Here is a 15,583-nt window from a genome sequence, read left to right as displayed (position 1 = left end):
AAAAAGACTGAGGTGCTCAGTCTTTTTGACTGTAAACGTGAGCGATAGTCTTTGCTATATGGTATAATAAACAGTATGAATGAACTGATCAAACATAAGCTATCTCTACTACCAGACAGCCCTGGATGTTATCTACATAAGGATAAGCATGGTACCATTATCTATGTAGGGAAAGCTAAAAATCTTAAAAATCGTGTCCGCTCCTATTTTCACGGTAGCCACAATACAAAGACAGAGCTATTGGTCTCTGAGATTGAAGATTTTGAGTATATCGTTACGAGCTCTAATACCGAAGCGCTCCTTCTTGAAATCAACTTGATTCAAGAAAATAAGCCTAAATACAATATCAAACTCAAAGATGATAAGTCGTATCCTTATATCAAAATCACCAATGAACACTATCCTAGGCTTTTAATTACCAGACAAGTCAAAAAACAAGACGGTATCTATTTTGGGCCTTATCCAGATTCAGGTGCGGCCTCAGAGATAAAACGGTTGCTAGATCGTCTTTTTCCGTTTAAAAAATGCACTAATCCTGCTAATAAAGTCTGCTTTTATTACCATTTAGGGCAATGTAATGCCCATACCATTTGCCATACGACAAAGGCTTACTGGCAAGGGTTGACAGAAGATGTCAAGCAGTTTCTAAACGGCAAGGATAATAAGATTATTGACGGTCTGAAAGATAAAATGCTAAAAGCATCTGAGGAGATGGCGTTTGAAAGAGCAGCAGAATATCGTGATTTGATCGAAGCTATCGGGCTTTTACGGACTAAACAAAGGGTCATTCACCAAGATATGAAAGACCGTGATATTTTTGGATATGCTGTCGATAAAGGTTGGATGTGTGTACAGGTCTTTTTTGTGCGTAATGGTAAACTCATCCAACGTGATGTCAATATGTTTCCTTACTACAATGAACCCGAGGAAGATTTTCTGACTTATGTGGGGCAGTTTTACCAAGACCAAAAGCATTTATTGCCAAAAGAAATCTTTATCCCGCAAGCGATTGATGCAGACTTGGTGCAAGCCTTAGTCAAGAGTAAGGTCAAGGTCATCAAGCCCCAGCGAGGAGAAAAGAAGCAATTAGTCAATTTAGCAACTAAAAATGCGCGTGTTAGTTTGCAGCAAAAGTTTGATTTATTAGAAAAAGATGTTAAAAAGACATATGGTGCGATTGAACACTTGGGGCAATTATTGAAGATACCGACACCTGTGCGTATTGAAGCTTTTGACAACTCCAATATCCAAGGGACAAGCCCAGTATCTGCTATGGTTGTCTTTGTTGATGGTAAGCCAAGCAAAAAAGAGTATCGTAAGTTTAAGATAAAAACCGTTGTTGGTCCTGATGACTATGCGAGTATGAAAGAAGTGATTTATCGCCGTTATAGTAGGGTTTTACGTGAAGGGTTGACCCCTCCTGATCTTATTATTATTGATGGCGGGCAAGGTCAGGTCAATGTGGCTAAAGAAGTGATTGAAGACCAGCTAGGTCTTAGTATTCCAGTAGCGGGTCTGCAAAAAAATGATAAACATCAGACGCATGAATTACTCTTTGGAAATCCTTTGCAGGTCGTTGGATTAAAGCGTCAATCGGAGGAATTCTTCCTCTTACAGCGTATTCAAGATGAAGTGCATCGCTTTGCGATTACCTTTCATCGTCAATTGCGCTCTAAAAACTCATTTTCATCTAAACTAGATGGTATAAGTGGCTTGGGACCAAAACGTAAACAAGCGCTGATGAGGCATTTTAAGAGCCTAACGGCTATTCAAAAGGCTAGTCTTGAAGACATCGTAAGTTGTGGGATTCCTAGAGCAGTTGCTAAAGCAATCAAAGAAAAGTTGGCGTTGGAGATGACAGATACACAATAAAAAAAATCAAGGCTTAGCCTTGATTTTTAATGCTTATAGCAGATTAGTATTAGTGAGAAACACGTCTGCGAGCAGCTTTTTTACGGTTTTCTTCGATAAAAGCTGCTTTTTCTTCTTCAGGATCAATGATTGTTTTTTTCACTGCGTAAACAGCTCCTGTCACTGCAGCTGCAGTAGCTGCTACTCCGATAACAAAACCTTTAGCAAATGAAAAATGATGTTTGTTAGCCATAATAATATCTCCTTTAAATAGCTTTTATGATTTTGAAAGGTTTCCCTCTCAGCATCTGTGTTATAATTATAGTAACGCATGCTTATGAAAATAGCAAGTAAAAAATGGAAAAGGATGAGAAGATTTGTGACACAGAATATCATTTGTGTAGTTGGACCGACCGCTGTTGGTAAGACAGCGTTAGGAATTGAGCTAGCTAAGCGCTTTGGTGGAGAGATCATCAGTGGTGATAGTCAGCAGGTCTATCGTCATCTGGATATAGGGACAGCTAAAGCCAGTCAAGAAGAACAAGCTAGTGTTGTTCATCATTTGATTGATGTGCGAGACGTTAGTGAGTCTTATTCTGCTTTTGACTTTGTCAAGGAAGCTCAGAGAGCGATAGTCGAAATTGACTCAAGAGGACAGGTTCCTTTTGTCGTTGGAGGGACTGGACTTTATGTGCAAAGTTTATTAGAGGGCTATCATCTAGGTGGTAAGGTCAATCAAGATGAAGTGCTAGCTTATCGTAAAGAACTGGAAAGTTTGTCTGATGAGGAGCTTGAGGCTATCGTGAAGCAAAAGGGGCTTAGGATTCCTCAGTATAATCGCAGACGTGCCACACGAGCTTTGGAGCTTGAGCGGTTTTCATCACAGACAGAAAATACAAAGCCAGCCTATAATGTTCTTTTAATCGGACTTGATGATGATAGACAGCAGTTGTATGAGCGTATCAATGCTAGGGTCGATAGTATGCTCTCACAAGGACTTTTAAACGAAGCTAAGTGGCTTTATGACCACTATCCTGATGCGCAAGCTAGTCGTGCTATTGGCTATAAAGAGCTATTTCCTTATTTTAGAGGTGAGGTATCTTTAGATGAGGCGGTTGCATCTCTAAAGCAGAATACACGTCGCTTTGCCAAGCGACAGTTGACTTGGTTTCGTAATCGTATGGATGTGGATTGGTATAGGATTGACGACGAGAATAGTCATGACAAGATGATACAGAGAGTCAAGGCGTTTTTATCAGAAACCAAGCAATCCTAAAGCACTTTTAGAAGACGATTTGTGGTATAATATTCTTTATGCAGAATTGAGGTGAGAAGATGTTTGAGACAGCAACGCAAAAAGAGCGGGTCTTGTTGGTAGGAGTGGCGCTTCCTAAGACAGAGCATTTTGAGATGTCTATGAAAGAGCTAGAAGGTTTGGCGCAAACAGCTGGTGCTGAGGTGGTTTCTTGTGTCACTCAACATCGAGAGACTTACGATAGTAAGAGTTTTGTCGGTTCTGGTAAATTAGAAGAAATAGCGCGGTTGATAGATAGTGAGCGTATTGATACTGTCATTGTCAATAATCGCTTAACGCCAAGACAAAATGCAAGGCTTGAGAGTGTGTTAGAGGTCAAGGTCATTGACCGTATGCAACTGATTTTAGACATTTTTGCGCTGAGAGCACGTAGCCATGAGGGCAAATTGCAGGTACATTTAGCCCAGCTTAAATATATGTTACCACGTTTAGTGGGACAAGGGATTATGCTGAGTCGCCAAGCTGGAGGAATTGGTAGTCGCGGTCCAGGTGAGAGCCAGCTTGAGCTCAATCGCCGATCTATCCGTAAGCAAATCACAGATATTGAGCACCAATTAGCACAAGTAGCTCAAAAGCGTGAGACAGGTCGTGATAGGCGCTTAAACGATGGGGTATTTAAAATTGGCTTAATCGGCTATACCAATGCTGGCAAATCCACCTTGATGAATTTATTAACAGAAAAAGAGCATTACGAGGCTGATGAACTGTTTGCGACCTTAGATGCGACAACCAAGCAAGTGTATCTCAAGGATCGTTTTCAAGCTACTTTAACAGATACCGTTGGTTTTATCCAAGATTTGCCAACAGAGCTAGTGGCTGCTTTTCAATCAACCCTTGAAGAAAGCCGTCACGTTGATTTATTATTACATGTGATTGATGCCAGTGACCCCAATCATATGGAGCATGAAAAAGTAGTCCGTGATCTGTTAAAAGAGTTGGATATGCTAGATATTCCACGCTTATCAATCTACAATAAGATTGATAAAGTGGCGAGTTTTAATGCGACTTCTTTTCCTAATATTAGGATTTCAGCACGAGATAAAAATAGCCTCAAATCGCTTCGCAGGCTACTAGTTGACACTATTTGTGAGCAGTTTGAGCCTTTTAAGATTCGTGTTTTACCAAAAGATTTCTATAAACTTTATGAGTTACAGAAAATAGCCTTTGTAGATCCTTTTGATGGTGACAGTCAGGAGGCTATTACAGGCTATATATCACCAAAATATAAATGGAAGCTAGAAGAATTTTATGACTGATTATATTGATTTAGCGCTGACTTATGGCGGTTTTACAACCCTTGATAAAGTATACCTCACACAGTGTTTAAAAGACTTATCCCATGATGACAAATTACGCTTTATCACACCTCCACCAAGTGTCATCAACGCTTACTTTGCTGAGATATATCAAAAACAATCCCCAAAAGCAGCTACTGATTATTATTTTGGCTTATCAAAAGCTTTAAAACTTTACCAAAAAGACCCTAGTTTTCGTGAAGAAAAACCGTTTGTGAGATTAAATCTCTCGGGTCACTCCTATGGTTTTGCCTATATCTCACAAGAAGAAAGAGCACAGGTATTTGCGCAGGAAGAGGGTCCTATGACAGAGTCCCTATTCTTTGAGATTGCGCAGCTTTTCCCTCATTATGCGGTTAGCTATGAAGAGGGACGGATTTTATTAGCACCGTTAGCTATTGATAAGCTACTTATAGCAGACGAGACGCCTAAGGAGAGTCTGTTGACTAAGGTGGAGCTATTAGCTGGAAATGTCATCAGATTATCAGGGCTTAGTCGTGAGGAAATCGTGGAGTTAGCCGAAAACATTAAGGGGCAGCGTTATTATCAAGCAGACGGTAGAGAAGCCCTATTATATATAAAGCAAGAAGAGGACTAAAGAGTGGACATTCAATTTTTAGGAACGGGAGCAGGGCAGCCCTCAAAGGCGCGCAATGTCTCGAGTTTGGTATTAAAATTACATGATGAAATCAATGAAGTATGGATGTTTGATTGTGGGGAAGGCACGCAAAGACAGATTTTAGAGACCAGCATCAAACCCCGTAAGGTTCGAAAGGTTTTTATCACACATCTTCATGGTGACCATATCTTTGGCTTGCCTGGTTTTTTGTCGAGCCGTGCCTTTCAAGCCAACGAAGAGCAGACAGACCTTGATTTGTACGGTCCTGTTGGTATCAAAAGCTATGTCATGACAAGCCTTTACCAATCTGGGACGCGTTTGCCTTATCGGATTCATTTTCATGAGTTTGATAAGGATAATCTAGGCTTGATTTATGAAGATGATAAATTTAGCATCTACACTGAAGCGCTAGATCATACTGTTTTTTGTGTTGGCTATCGTGTGGTACAAAAGGATTTGGAGGGAACGCTAGATGCTAACGCTCTAAAAGAAGCAGGTGTGCCATTTGGCCCGCTTTTTGGACGTATCAAAAATGGTGAGGATATTACCTTAGAAGATGGTCGTCGTATCATTGCTAAGGATTATATCTCAGCGCCTAAAAAAGGGAAGATTGTCACGATTTTAGGTGATACACGAAAGACAGACGCTAGCGTTCGTCTCGCTTTAGGGGCGGATGTCCTTGTCCATGAGTCCACTTATGGAAAGGGAGATGAGAAAATCGCTAAAGCGCATGGGCATTCAACCAATATAGAGGCCGCTCAAGTCGCTAAAGCAGCCTCAGCCAAGCGTTTATTGCTGAACCATATCAGCGCTCGTTTTTTGGGGCGTGATTGCAGACGCTTGCAAGATGATGCTAGAGCTGTATTTGAGCAAACACAGCTAGTCAAAGATCTTGAGGAATTTAGCTTATGAGTGGACGTGTGATTGTTGTTACAGGGGCAAGTGGAGGTCTTGCCCAGTCACTTGTCAGGCAACTCTCTGAAACGGACAGCTTGGTTTTACTAGGTCGAGACAAGAAAAAGCTTGCGCAACTATATGCACCGTCTGATCATATCTGCTTAAAAGAGTGTGACATCACGTCTGAGAAGGCTATTGTGGCTATTTTGTCAGAGATTGAAGAAGCGTTTGGGCGAATTGATGTTCTCATCAATAACGCTGGTTATGGTAGTTTTAAAGACTACGATGACTACACTCAAGATGAGGTTAAGGCTATGTTTGATGTCAACAGCATCGCAGTGATGACTTTCTCTCGCTTGGTGGGAGAAAAGATGGCCCGTAGAGGGTCGGGGCATATTGTCAACATAGCCAGTATGGCAGGGCTTATGGCAACCAGTAAGGCCTCGGTCTATTGTGCTAGCAAGTTTGCTGTTATTGGTTTTTCAAATAGTTTACGCCTTGAGCTAGCTGATAAAGGGGTATATGTGACAACCGTTAATCCTGGACCGATCAGGACGTCCTTTTTTGATAAGGCAGATCCGACAGGAGGCTACTTAGAGCGCGTAGGGCGGTTTGTATTGTCGCCAGACGCTGTTGCCAAAAAGATTGTCAAAGTCTTAGGCAAGCCTAAGCGTGAGCTGAATATGCCTTATAGCTTAGCGCTAGCTCACAAGTTTTATACACTGTTTCCAAAAACCTCAGATATCTTATCAAGAAAGGTTTTTAATTTAAAATGATTTCTGCACAATATCAGTGGCAATTACAGGAAAAAGAGCCTGACGAGGCTTTTTATCAATTAAGTAAAACATATGATTTAGATGGCTTATCAGCGCGCATCCTCTATGCTAGAGGGATTGATGATAAGGCTAAGTTAGAGCGTTTTTTTGGTATGGACGTCGCCAATCTCTATGACCCTTATCTTTTGTTTGATATGGAGAAGGCTGTTGGGCGGATTAGAGAAGCTATTGAAAAGGCTGAGCGTATTTTGATTTATGGCGATTATGATGCTGATGGAATGACATCTGCTTCTATTGTTAAGGAAACGTTAGAGATGATGGGAGCAGAAGTTGAGGTGTACTTGCCTAATCGTTTCACGGATGGCTATGGCCCTAATCAAAGTGTCTATAAATATTTTATCGAAGAGCAGGGCATATCACTAATTATCACCGTGGACAATGGAGTGGCTGGACATGAAGCGATTCGTTATGCCCAGAAAAGTAAGGGTGTTGATGTCATTGTCACAGACCACCACAGCTTGCCTGAGCATTTGCCAGAGGCTTACGCTATTATTCATCCGGAGCACCCTGAGGGTGATTATCCCTTTAAATCCTTGGCTGGTTGTGGCGTGGCTTTTAAACTAGCTTGTGCTCTTTTAGAGGCTGTACCTCATGAAATGCTCGATTTGGTAGCTATCGGGACCATCGCTGACATGGTCAGTCTAACAGATGAAAATCGTCTTTTGGTCTCTATGGGTTTACAAGTCCTAAAGACGACAGAGCGTATTGGGCTACAGGAATTACTAGCTATCTCTCACATTGAGCCTTACGAGTTGACCGAAGAGAGTATTGGTTTTCAAATTGCACCGCAGCTTAATGCGCTAGGGCGCTTAGACGACCCTAATCCTGCTATTGAGTTGTTGACAGGCTTTGATGACCAAGAAGCTAGCCTTATCGCTAAGATGATAGCGACAAAAAATGAGGAGCGAAAGGCTATTGTCGAGGCTATTGTTGAGGAAGCTAAGGAGATGATTGATGACAGTAAGTCTGTTCAGATCTTGGCTAAAGAAGGCTGGCATCCTGGTGTTTTAGGGATTGTAGCAGGACGTTTATTGGAGCAATTATCAAAGCCAGTTATCCTCTTGTCGATTGATGGAGATCTTGCCAAAGGCAGTGCTAGGAGTGTGGAGGCGCTTGATATCTTTGAAGCCCTCAACTGCCATCGTGAGTTATTTGTCGCTTTTGGTGGCCATAGTGGCGCTGCTGGTATGACCATAGAAGTAGCTAAGTTAGAGGACTTGAGTCAAGCATTGGAGGCTTTTGTTAAGGATAATCACATTGATCTTTCACAAAAAAAGACGCTTTATCTGGATGCTAGTCTTAGCTTTGATCAGCTCACTTTAGATATGGTGACCAAGCTAAATAAGCTAGCTCCTTTTGGGATGGATCATAAAAAGCCTATTTTTTGGCTGAAAGAGGTTAAGGTCACTCAGGCACGAACCATGGGACAGGACAATAGCCATCTTAAGCTCAAGCTGGAGCAAGGTGAGACGAGCTATGATTTAGTCGCTTTTAACCAAGGTGACAAGCTTCAAGATTTTCAACAAGCACAGCATTTAGAATTAGCTGTCAGTTTATCCATCAATAAATGGAATGGCAAAACAAGCCTTCAGCTCATGCTAGAAGATGCTAGGGTGACAGGCCTTCAGCTGATTGATTGTCGGGCAAAGACAAGTCAAGTACCAGCTGGTGTCCCTGACATTTTTAAGGATCCAGATAGCCCAGTAGTGGCGATTTATCAGGTTCCTAAAGAAAGTAGCAGCTTGGCTCAATTATTGACTCAAGGCCACTATGAGGCCATTTATTTTCAAAATGAAATTTCAAAACCCTACTATTTGACGGGTTATGGAAGTCGTGAGCAGTTTGCTAAGTTGTATAAGACGATTTACCAATATCCAGAATTTGACGTCCGCTATAAGCTATCTGACTTGAGTGCTTATCTGAAAATTGACAAGCTGCTTGTGATTAAGATGATTCAAATTTTTGAAGAGCTAGGTTTTGTGACCATCACAGATGGTGTTATGACGCTCAATAAATCAGCGACTAAAAAAACTATCGATGAGAGTCACATCTATCAGCAACTCAAAAAAGAAGTCCTTTTTCAAGAGCTTATGGCACTTTCGTCGCCACAAGATATCTATGATTATTTGACCAAATCAGACGAGAAAGTCTAGTTTGTAAATTTACCATTTTTATAATTCATGCTATAATAAGATATAAGAATATTTGGCTAAAGCCCTAGAAAGTAAGGAAATGGATTTAAAAGAATATATTGCGTCCATTAAAGACTACCCTCAAGAAGGGATTGTCTTTCGTGATATCAGCCCTTTAATGGCTGATGGAAATGCTTATAGCTACGCTGTTCGTGAGATTGTACAGTATGCAACCGACAAACAAATCGATATGATTGTAGGACCTGAAGCGCGTGGCTTTATCATTGGCTGTCCTGTCGCTTATGAGTTAGGAGTTGGTTTTGCTCCTGTTCGTAAGCCAGGAAAATTACCACGTGAGGTCATTTCAGCAGATTATGAAAAAGAGTACGGTCTTGACACCTTGACTATGCACGCTGATGCGATTAAGCCTGGACAGCGTGTCTTGATTGTTGATGATCTGTTAGCAACAGGTGGTACAGTCAAAGCAACCATTGAGATGATTGAGCGCCTTGGCGGTGTTGTGGCGGGTTGTGCTTTCTTGATTGAGCTTGATGAGCTTGAAGGTCGTAAAGCTATCGGTGATTACGATTATAAGGTCTTGATGCATTACTAGGAGATATAGCTTAAAACTATATCTAAATCAAAGAAATATATAATTGAAACCTATATCTCCATATTCTATAATAGAAGATAAGACTATTATAGAAATGGAGATGTTTTCATGCCCATAAAAGTAGATAAGAGTTTACCAGCCTTAGATATCCTACGCTCTGAAAATATCTTTGCTATGGATGATAACAGAGCCAGTCACCAAGATATTCGCCCTTTAGCGGTATTGATTGTGAATCTGATGCCAACAAAGGAGGCGACAGAGACCCAGCTTTTACGTTTATTAGCCAATACACCCTTGCAGTTGACGATCGATTTTTTGCATATGGAGTCTCACCAATCCAAAAATACTAAGCCTGAGCATTTGAAAACCTTTTATAAGACTTTTGCTGATATCTCAGATAAGTATTATGACGGTTTGATTATCACGGGTGCCCCTGTTGAAACGCTAGCATTTGAGGAAGTGGATTATTGGGGTGAACTATGTCAGATTTTATCTTGGAGTAAGACACATGCTTTTTCGACACTACATCTGTGTTGGGGAGCGCAAGCAGGTCTTTACTACAATTATGGTATTGACAAGGTTAGACTTTCTCAAAAATTATCAGGTATTTATACCCAAGAGGTGCTAGAGGCTTACCATCCTTTGATGCGTGGCTTTGATGATGTCTTTTCATCGCCTCATTCTCGCTATACAGAGGTGTTGAGAGCGTCTGTTGAAGCAGTAGAGGATTTGGAGATTTTAGCTGCAGGTAGTGAGGTAGGTCTCTCTCTTTTAGCGAGTCGTGATTTACGTGAGATTTATAGCTTTGGGCATATGGAGTATGATAGAGACACTCTGCAGCAAGAGTATCTACGTGATTTAGCAGGAAATAAGGCACCAGCCATTCCAAAAGATTATTTTCCAGAAGATGACCCTACTCAGCAGCCACGGATGTGCTGGCATTTGGCCGCTGCGACATTTTTTAGCAATTGGATAAACGCTGTCTATCAGGAGACGCCTTATGATTTGAGGGATTTAGACAGTACTTTAGACTAAAAGATGATGTAGGTAGTAGAGAGGATATATGACCTACTTAGAGACATTTCAAAAGGGCAATCTTGTCTTGCCTAGCCGTTTATTATTTCGTTTTCATGACTTGTTTGACTCAAGCGATGATTTTATTGTGTGGCAGTTCTTCTTTTTGCAAAACACAACCAAATTAGATGATTTAGCGCCTAGTCAAATTGCAGAGGCTTTGGGAAAGCGTCTAACAGATGTCAATCAAAGCATTAGCCGTTTGACCAATCAGGGTTTGCTAGAGACAAAGACAATAGAGCTATCTGGGGAGATTGAGGTGATTTTTGATGCCAGTCCAGCCTTAGCCAAGCTAGATAAACTGGATGAGGAAGCCTTAAATGAGCATACAGAACAAGCTCAAGCGACAAGCAATGTCTTTAAAAGCTTGGTAGATGATTTTCAAGGTGAGCTTGGGCGCTTTTTGACGCCATTTGAGCTAGAAGACCTCGAAAAAACAATCGAAGAGGATCATACAGATCCTGAAATTGTCCGCTTAGCACTTAAAGAGGCGACTTTAAATGGTAAATTCAACATGAAGTATATCAATGCCATCTTGCGCAATTGGCGTCAGGAAAAATTGACGAGCGCAAGACAAGTCAAAGAGCGCCTTAGTAATCGTGACGGAGACAAAGTAACTCCTAAAAAAGATGTTTCAGGTGCCTTTTTTTCGGCTATGGATACATGGTCAACAGATGGGATGTAAAAGCTGAGCATTTTGCTTAGCTTTCGTTTTTACTAGGATGACGCTATATTAATTGAGATAATAAAGGAGAATAGAGCGATGGAAAAACAGCTATCAAAGCGCCTAGAGGCAGTTGCTAGCTATGTACCAAGCCAAGCACGTTTATTAGATGTCGGCAGTGATCATGCTTATTTGCCCATAGCCTTGGTAGAGCAGGGACAGATCGATTATGCTATTGCAGGAGAGGTTGTTTTGGGACCCTATCTGCAAGCTAAGGGAAATGTCGAAGCACATGATGTGGCTGATAAAATCAGTGTTCGCTTGGCAGATGGCTTAGCGGCTTTTGAGCTTTCTGATGCGGTGACTTGCATTACGATTTGTGGTATGGGGGGGCGCTTGATTACAGAGATTTTAGCTGCTGGTTTGCCTAAATTAAAGGGTGTTGAACGCCTGATCTTACAAGCTAATAATCGTGAAGATGATTTGCGGGTATGGTTGAGTCAGCAAGATTTTCAGATTGTTGATGAGATGATCATTAAAGAACATGGCAAATACTATGAAATCATGGTCGTCGAGCATGGACAGATGCAATTAGATGACAAAGATGTGCGTTTTGGACCTTACTTGAGACAGGAACAAAATCCTATTTTTAAGGAACGTTGGAGGCTAGAGCATGACAAGCTGCAAGTGGCTCTTGAGCGTATCCCATCAGATAAACTCTTAGAAAAAGAGCGACTAGAGAGTAAGATACAGATGATTAAGGAGGTAGTCGATGAAGGCTAGAGAGCTTATTGAGCGCTATGAGCGTTATTGCCCAAAAGAACTTTCTATGGAGGGTGACATTGCAGGTCTTCAGATAGGGCATTTAGATAAGGTGATTTCAAAAGTGATGGTAGCTCTTGATATTCGGGAGGCTACTGTGGCTGAGGCTATTGCTAATCAAGTGGATTTGATTATAGTTAAACATGCACCGATTTTTCGTCCCTTGAAGGATTTAGTGGCTAGCCCACAGACTAGTATGCTACTAGAGCTTGTCAAGCATGATATAGCTGTCTATGTGAGTCATACTAATATTGATATTGTTGAGGATGGTTTGAACGATTGGTTTTGTGAGTTATTAGAGATTTCTGATAGAACTGTTTTGTCTCCTACCAAGGATGGTTATGGTATTGGACGAGTTGGTCATATCGTTGAGCAAGAATTTCAAACATTTGCTAAGACGATTAAGGAACGGTTTGGTCTTGACAGCGTGCGTTTGGTAGCTTATGATGACACCCCTAAGTTGATTTCTCGTGTGGCTATTTGCGGCGGCAGTGGGCAAGGATTTTATAAGGACGCGCTAAAAGCTGGTGCACAGGTCTTTGTGACAGGTGATATTTACTATCACACAGCTCAGGAGATGTTGAGCGAAGGTCTTTTAGCGATTGATCCAGGTCATCATATCGAAGTGCTTTTTGTATCAAAAATAGCTGAAAAATTAGAGCTATGGAAAGCTGAGAACAACTGGGATATAGAGATCTTAGCTAGTCAAGCCAATACTAATCCCTTTTTTCATAGATAAGAGGTTACGATGAATATTGCAATTATTGGCTCTGGAGCTGTGGGGGCGAGTTGCGCTTATTACCTGTCTAAAGAAAGTGATCTTGAAATCACTGTTTTTGACTACGGTGTCGGTCAAGCGACTAAAGCGGCTGCAGGGATTATCAGTCCATGGTTTTCTAAAAGACGAAATAAAGCTTGGTATACCTTAGCTAGACTCGGTGCTGACTTTTATCCGTTGTTGCTGGCTGATTTAGAAGCAGATGGGATAGCTAATGATTTTTACAAGCAGACAGGGGTTCTTCTTTTAAAGAAAGATGAGAGTAAGCTAGATGAGCTTTATGAGCTAGCTTCTCTAAGGCATGAGGAATCACCTTTGATGGGTGATTTAGCCCTATTAGACAGCTGTCAGATTAGCCCACTTTTCCCAGATTTGACAGGTTTTTCTAAGGCTCTTTATGCTTCTGGAGGTGCACGTGTGGATGGTGCTAGACTGACTAAGACTCTACTTGAGGCAAGTCGATTGGAGCCTGTCAAGGAAAAAGTGACCTTAGAAGTGACCGAAACAGGATACCGTATTTTGGGGAAATCGTTTGATAAAGTGATTTTAGCGACTGGTGCATGGTTGGGAGAGTTATTGACGCCCTTGGGTTATCAAGTCGATATTCGTGGTCAAAAAGGACAGTTGGAAGATTATTACTTTGAGGATAGGGTGACGGATGATTACCCTGTGGTTATGCCAGAAGGAGAGGCTGACATCATCGCTTTTGATAATGGTAAGATAGCTCTGGGTGCTAGTCATGAAAATGATAAGGGATTTGACCTTCGTGTTGATAAGACGGTTTTAGACGGACTAAAAGAACAAGTAGCCCCTTATTTTTCACAATGGGATAAGGCAAGTCGCCACAAGAGTCGTGTTGGGACACGTGCCTATACGAGCGACTTTTCTCCTTTTATTGGGCAAGTGCCAGGATTAGCTCATGTCTATGCGGCTAGCGGTCTAGGCTCTACTGGCTTGACCATAGGTCCGTTTTTAGGTAAGCAGTTGGCGTCTCTTTTATTGGAGCAGCCTTTAGACATTACATTAGAGAATTATCCTATTGAGCGCTATATTCATTTAGATAAGTGCTGACAGTATTCTTAAAAAATGGTAAAATAAAAGCGATAACAAATAAAAGGAGACCTGTATGAAAGGTATTATTTTAGCAGGAGGGTCTGGAACACGCTTATATCCATTGACTCGTGCTGCCTCTAAACAACTCATGCCTGTCTATGACAAGCCTATGATTTACTATCCGCTATCTACCTTGATGCTTGCGGGTATCAAAGAAATTCTAATTATTTCAACCCCACAAGACCTACCACGATTTAGAGATTTACTAGGTGACGGTTCTGAATTTGGAATCTCGCTTTCTTATGCAGAGCAACCAAGCCCAGATGGTTTGGCACAAGCCTTTATTATTGGTGAAGACTTTATCGGTGATGATAGCGTAGCGCTTGTCTTAGGGGACAACATCTACCATGGACCAGGACTTTCTAAAATGCTTCAAAATGCAGCTAATCGACAAAAAGGAGCGACTGTCTTTGGTTATCAAGTCAAAGACCCAGAGCGCTTTGGTGTGGTTGAGTTTGATAGTGACATGAATGCGATCTCCATCGAAGAAAAACCTGAAAATCCTAAATCTAGCTATGCGGTTACAGGTCTCTATTTTTATGATAATGATGTGGTTGAGATTGCTAAAAATATCAAGCCAAGTCCTCGTGGAGAGCTTGAAATCACAGATGTCAACAAAGTTTATTTAGAGCGCGGCGATTTAGCTGTTGAGCTTATGGGTCGTGGATTTGCTTGGTTAGATACAGGGACACATGAGAGTCTTTTAGAAGCTGCGCAATATATCGAAACCGTACAACGCATGCAAAATGTTCAGGTAGCTAACCTTGAAGAAATAGCTTATCGTATGGGCTATATCACTCGTGAGGCGGTTCTTGAACTTGCACAACCTTTGAAGAAAAATGAATACGGACAGTATTTGCTCCGTTTGATTGGAGAAGCTTAGAATGACAGAACAATTTTTTGGTAAAACATTAGCAGCACGTCCTATAAAAGCCATTCCAGGTATGTTAGAATTTGATATTCCAGTACATGGTGACAATCGTGGATGGTTTAAAGAAAATTTCCAAAAGGAAAAAATGGTGCCGCTTGGCTTTCCAGAATCTTTTTTTGCAGAAGGCAAACTACAAAACAATGTTAGTTTTTCTCGTAAAAATGTCCTTCGTGGACTTCATGCTGAACCTTGGGATAAGTACATCTCAGTTGCTGATGAAGGTAAGGTCTTGGGCGCTTGGGTGGATCTTCGTGAAGGAGAGACCTTTGGTAATACCTATCAGACAGTGATTGATGCTAGTAAGGGTATTTTTGTACCACGTGGTGTAGCTAATGCCTTTCAAGTCTTATCAGATACAGTAGCTTATAGCTATTTGGTCAACGATTACTGGGCTCTTGAGTTAAAACCCAAGTATGCCTTTGTAAATTATGCAGATCCAAGTCTTGATATTACCTGGGAAAACTTAGAAGAAGCAGAAGTTTCTGAAGCAGATAAGAACCATCCATTGCTAAAAGACGTTACACCTCTTACTAAAGATATGCTCTAATTAGCATAGAATGAGGTCAATCACTATTTTAAGAAAGGAATAATGACTTAGAAAACCTAAGTTATGAGAAAATACGTTGAGATAAGAGTATTTTCT

General features: G+C 41.2%; 16 protein-coding genes. 15 read left to right on the top strand and 1 reads right to left on the bottom strand.

Annotated features, from left to right (window positions below):
- Positions 1-75 precede the first annotated feature (75 nt).
- Positions 76-1,872, top strand: coding sequence for an excinuclease ABC subunit UvrC (gene uvrC / locus ACLN19_RS02725; RefSeq protein WP_413383027.1), 1,797 nt, complete (start codon positions 76-78; stop codon positions 1,870-1,872).
- A gap of 49 nt (positions 1,873-1,921) precedes the next feature.
- Here uvrC and ACLN19_RS02720 read toward each other — a convergent pair whose 3' ends face one another.
- The gene (locus ACLN19_RS02720; RefSeq protein WP_413383025.1) at positions 1,922-2,104 is read right to left on the bottom strand and encodes a DUF3042 family protein; all 183 of its coding nucleotides are present in this window, start codon (positions 2,102-2,104) and stop codon (positions 1,922-1,924) included.
- A 126-nt stretch (positions 2,105-2,230) separates the two neighbouring features.
- Here ACLN19_RS02720 and miaA point away from each other — a divergent pair, with 126 nt between their 5' ends.
- From miaA to ACLN19_RS02650, 14 genes are all read left to right on the top strand, one after another.
- Entirely contained in the window at positions 2,231-3,127 is an 897-nt protein-coding gene (gene miaA / locus ACLN19_RS02715; RefSeq protein ID WP_413383023.1) for a tRNA (adenosine(37)-N6)-dimethylallyltransferase MiaA, read from the top strand.
- A 59-nt stretch (positions 3,128-3,186) separates the two neighbouring features.
- Positions 3,187-4,422: a GTPase HflX gene (gene hflX / locus ACLN19_RS02710; protein ID WP_413383021.1), complete on the top strand. Its 1,236-nt coding sequence runs from the start codon at positions 3,187-3,189 to the stop codon at positions 4,420-4,422.
- Positions 4,415-5,059 (top strand): cystathionine beta-lyase, encoded by a 645-nt coding sequence (locus ACLN19_RS02705; RefSeq protein WP_413383019.1) that lies wholly within the window; start codon positions 4,415-4,417, stop codon positions 5,057-5,059. Before hflX ends, ACLN19_RS02705 begins: the two co-directional genes overlap by 8 nt.
- Positions 5,060-5,062: 3 nt before the next feature.
- Positions 5,063-5,992 carry a ribonuclease Z gene (gene rnz / locus ACLN19_RS02700; RefSeq protein ID WP_413383017.1) on the top strand — a complete coding sequence of 310 codons (930 nt, stop codon included), beginning with the start codon at positions 5,063-5,065 and terminating at the stop codon, positions 5,990-5,992.
- Complete coding sequence (locus ACLN19_RS02695; RefSeq protein WP_413383015.1) at positions 5,989-6,753, top strand: SDR family NAD(P)-dependent oxidoreductase; 765 nt, start codon at positions 5,989-5,991, stop codon at positions 6,751-6,753. Before rnz ends, ACLN19_RS02695 begins: the two co-directional genes overlap by 4 nt.
- Entirely contained in the window at positions 6,750-8,966 is a 2,217-nt protein-coding gene (recJ, locus tag ACLN19_RS02690) for a single-stranded-DNA-specific exonuclease RecJ (RefSeq protein WP_413383013.1), read from the top strand. Before ACLN19_RS02695 ends, recJ begins: the two co-directional genes overlap by 4 nt.
- 79 nt (positions 8,967-9,045) lie before the next feature.
- Positions 9,046-9,558, top strand: coding sequence for an adenine phosphoribosyltransferase (locus ACLN19_RS02685; RefSeq protein WP_413383011.1), 513 nt, complete (start codon positions 9,046-9,048; stop codon positions 9,556-9,558).
- Positions 9,559-9,666: 108 nt separating this feature from the next.
- Complete coding sequence (locus ACLN19_RS02680; RefSeq protein WP_413383009.1) at positions 9,667-10,593, top strand: homoserine O-succinyltransferase; 927 nt, start codon at positions 9,667-9,669, stop codon at positions 10,591-10,593.
- A 28-nt stretch (positions 10,594-10,621) separates the two neighbouring features.
- Positions 10,622-11,317 carry a DnaD domain-containing protein gene (locus ACLN19_RS02675; RefSeq protein WP_413383007.1) on the top strand — a complete coding sequence of 232 codons (696 nt, stop codon included), beginning with the start codon at positions 10,622-10,624 and terminating at the stop codon, positions 11,315-11,317.
- A gap of 78 nt (positions 11,318-11,395) precedes the next feature.
- Entirely contained in the window at positions 11,396-12,079 is a 684-nt protein-coding gene (locus ACLN19_RS02670; protein ID WP_413383005.1) for a tRNA (adenine(22)-N(1))-methyltransferase, read from the top strand.
- Positions 12,069-12,857 (top strand): Nif3-like dinuclear metal center hexameric protein, encoded by a 789-nt coding sequence (locus ACLN19_RS02665; protein WP_413383003.1) that lies wholly within the window; start codon positions 12,069-12,071, stop codon positions 12,855-12,857. The genes ACLN19_RS02670 and ACLN19_RS02665 overlap by 11 nt, the downstream gene beginning before the upstream one ends.
- A gap of 9 nt (positions 12,858-12,866) precedes the next feature.
- Positions 12,867-13,967, top strand: a complete 1,101-nt coding sequence (locus tag ACLN19_RS02660; protein ID WP_413383001.1) for an NAD(P)/FAD-dependent oxidoreductase — start codon at positions 12,867-12,869, stop codon at positions 13,965-13,967.
- 55 nt (positions 13,968-14,022) lie between these two features.
- Entirely contained in the window at positions 14,023-14,892 is an 870-nt protein-coding gene (gene rfbA, locus ACLN19_RS02655) for a glucose-1-phosphate thymidylyltransferase RfbA (protein ID WP_413382999.1), read from the top strand.
- 1 nt (position 14,893) lies between these two features.
- The gene (locus ACLN19_RS02650) at positions 14,894-15,487 is read left to right on the top strand and encodes a dTDP-4-dehydrorhamnose 3,5-epimerase family protein (RefSeq protein WP_413382997.1); all 594 of its coding nucleotides are present in this window, start codon (positions 14,894-14,896) and stop codon (positions 15,485-15,487) included.
- Positions 15,488-15,583 lie beyond the last annotated feature (96 nt).

The sequence above is a fragment of the Streptococcus lishijunsis genome (assembly GCF_047290665.1).
Classification (GTDB): Bacteria; Bacillota; Bacilli; order Lactobacillales; family Streptococcaceae; genus Streptococcus.
The sequence above is the reverse complement of the archived record's forward strand: the minus strand, read 5'-3'. Positions and strand labels throughout refer to the sequence as shown.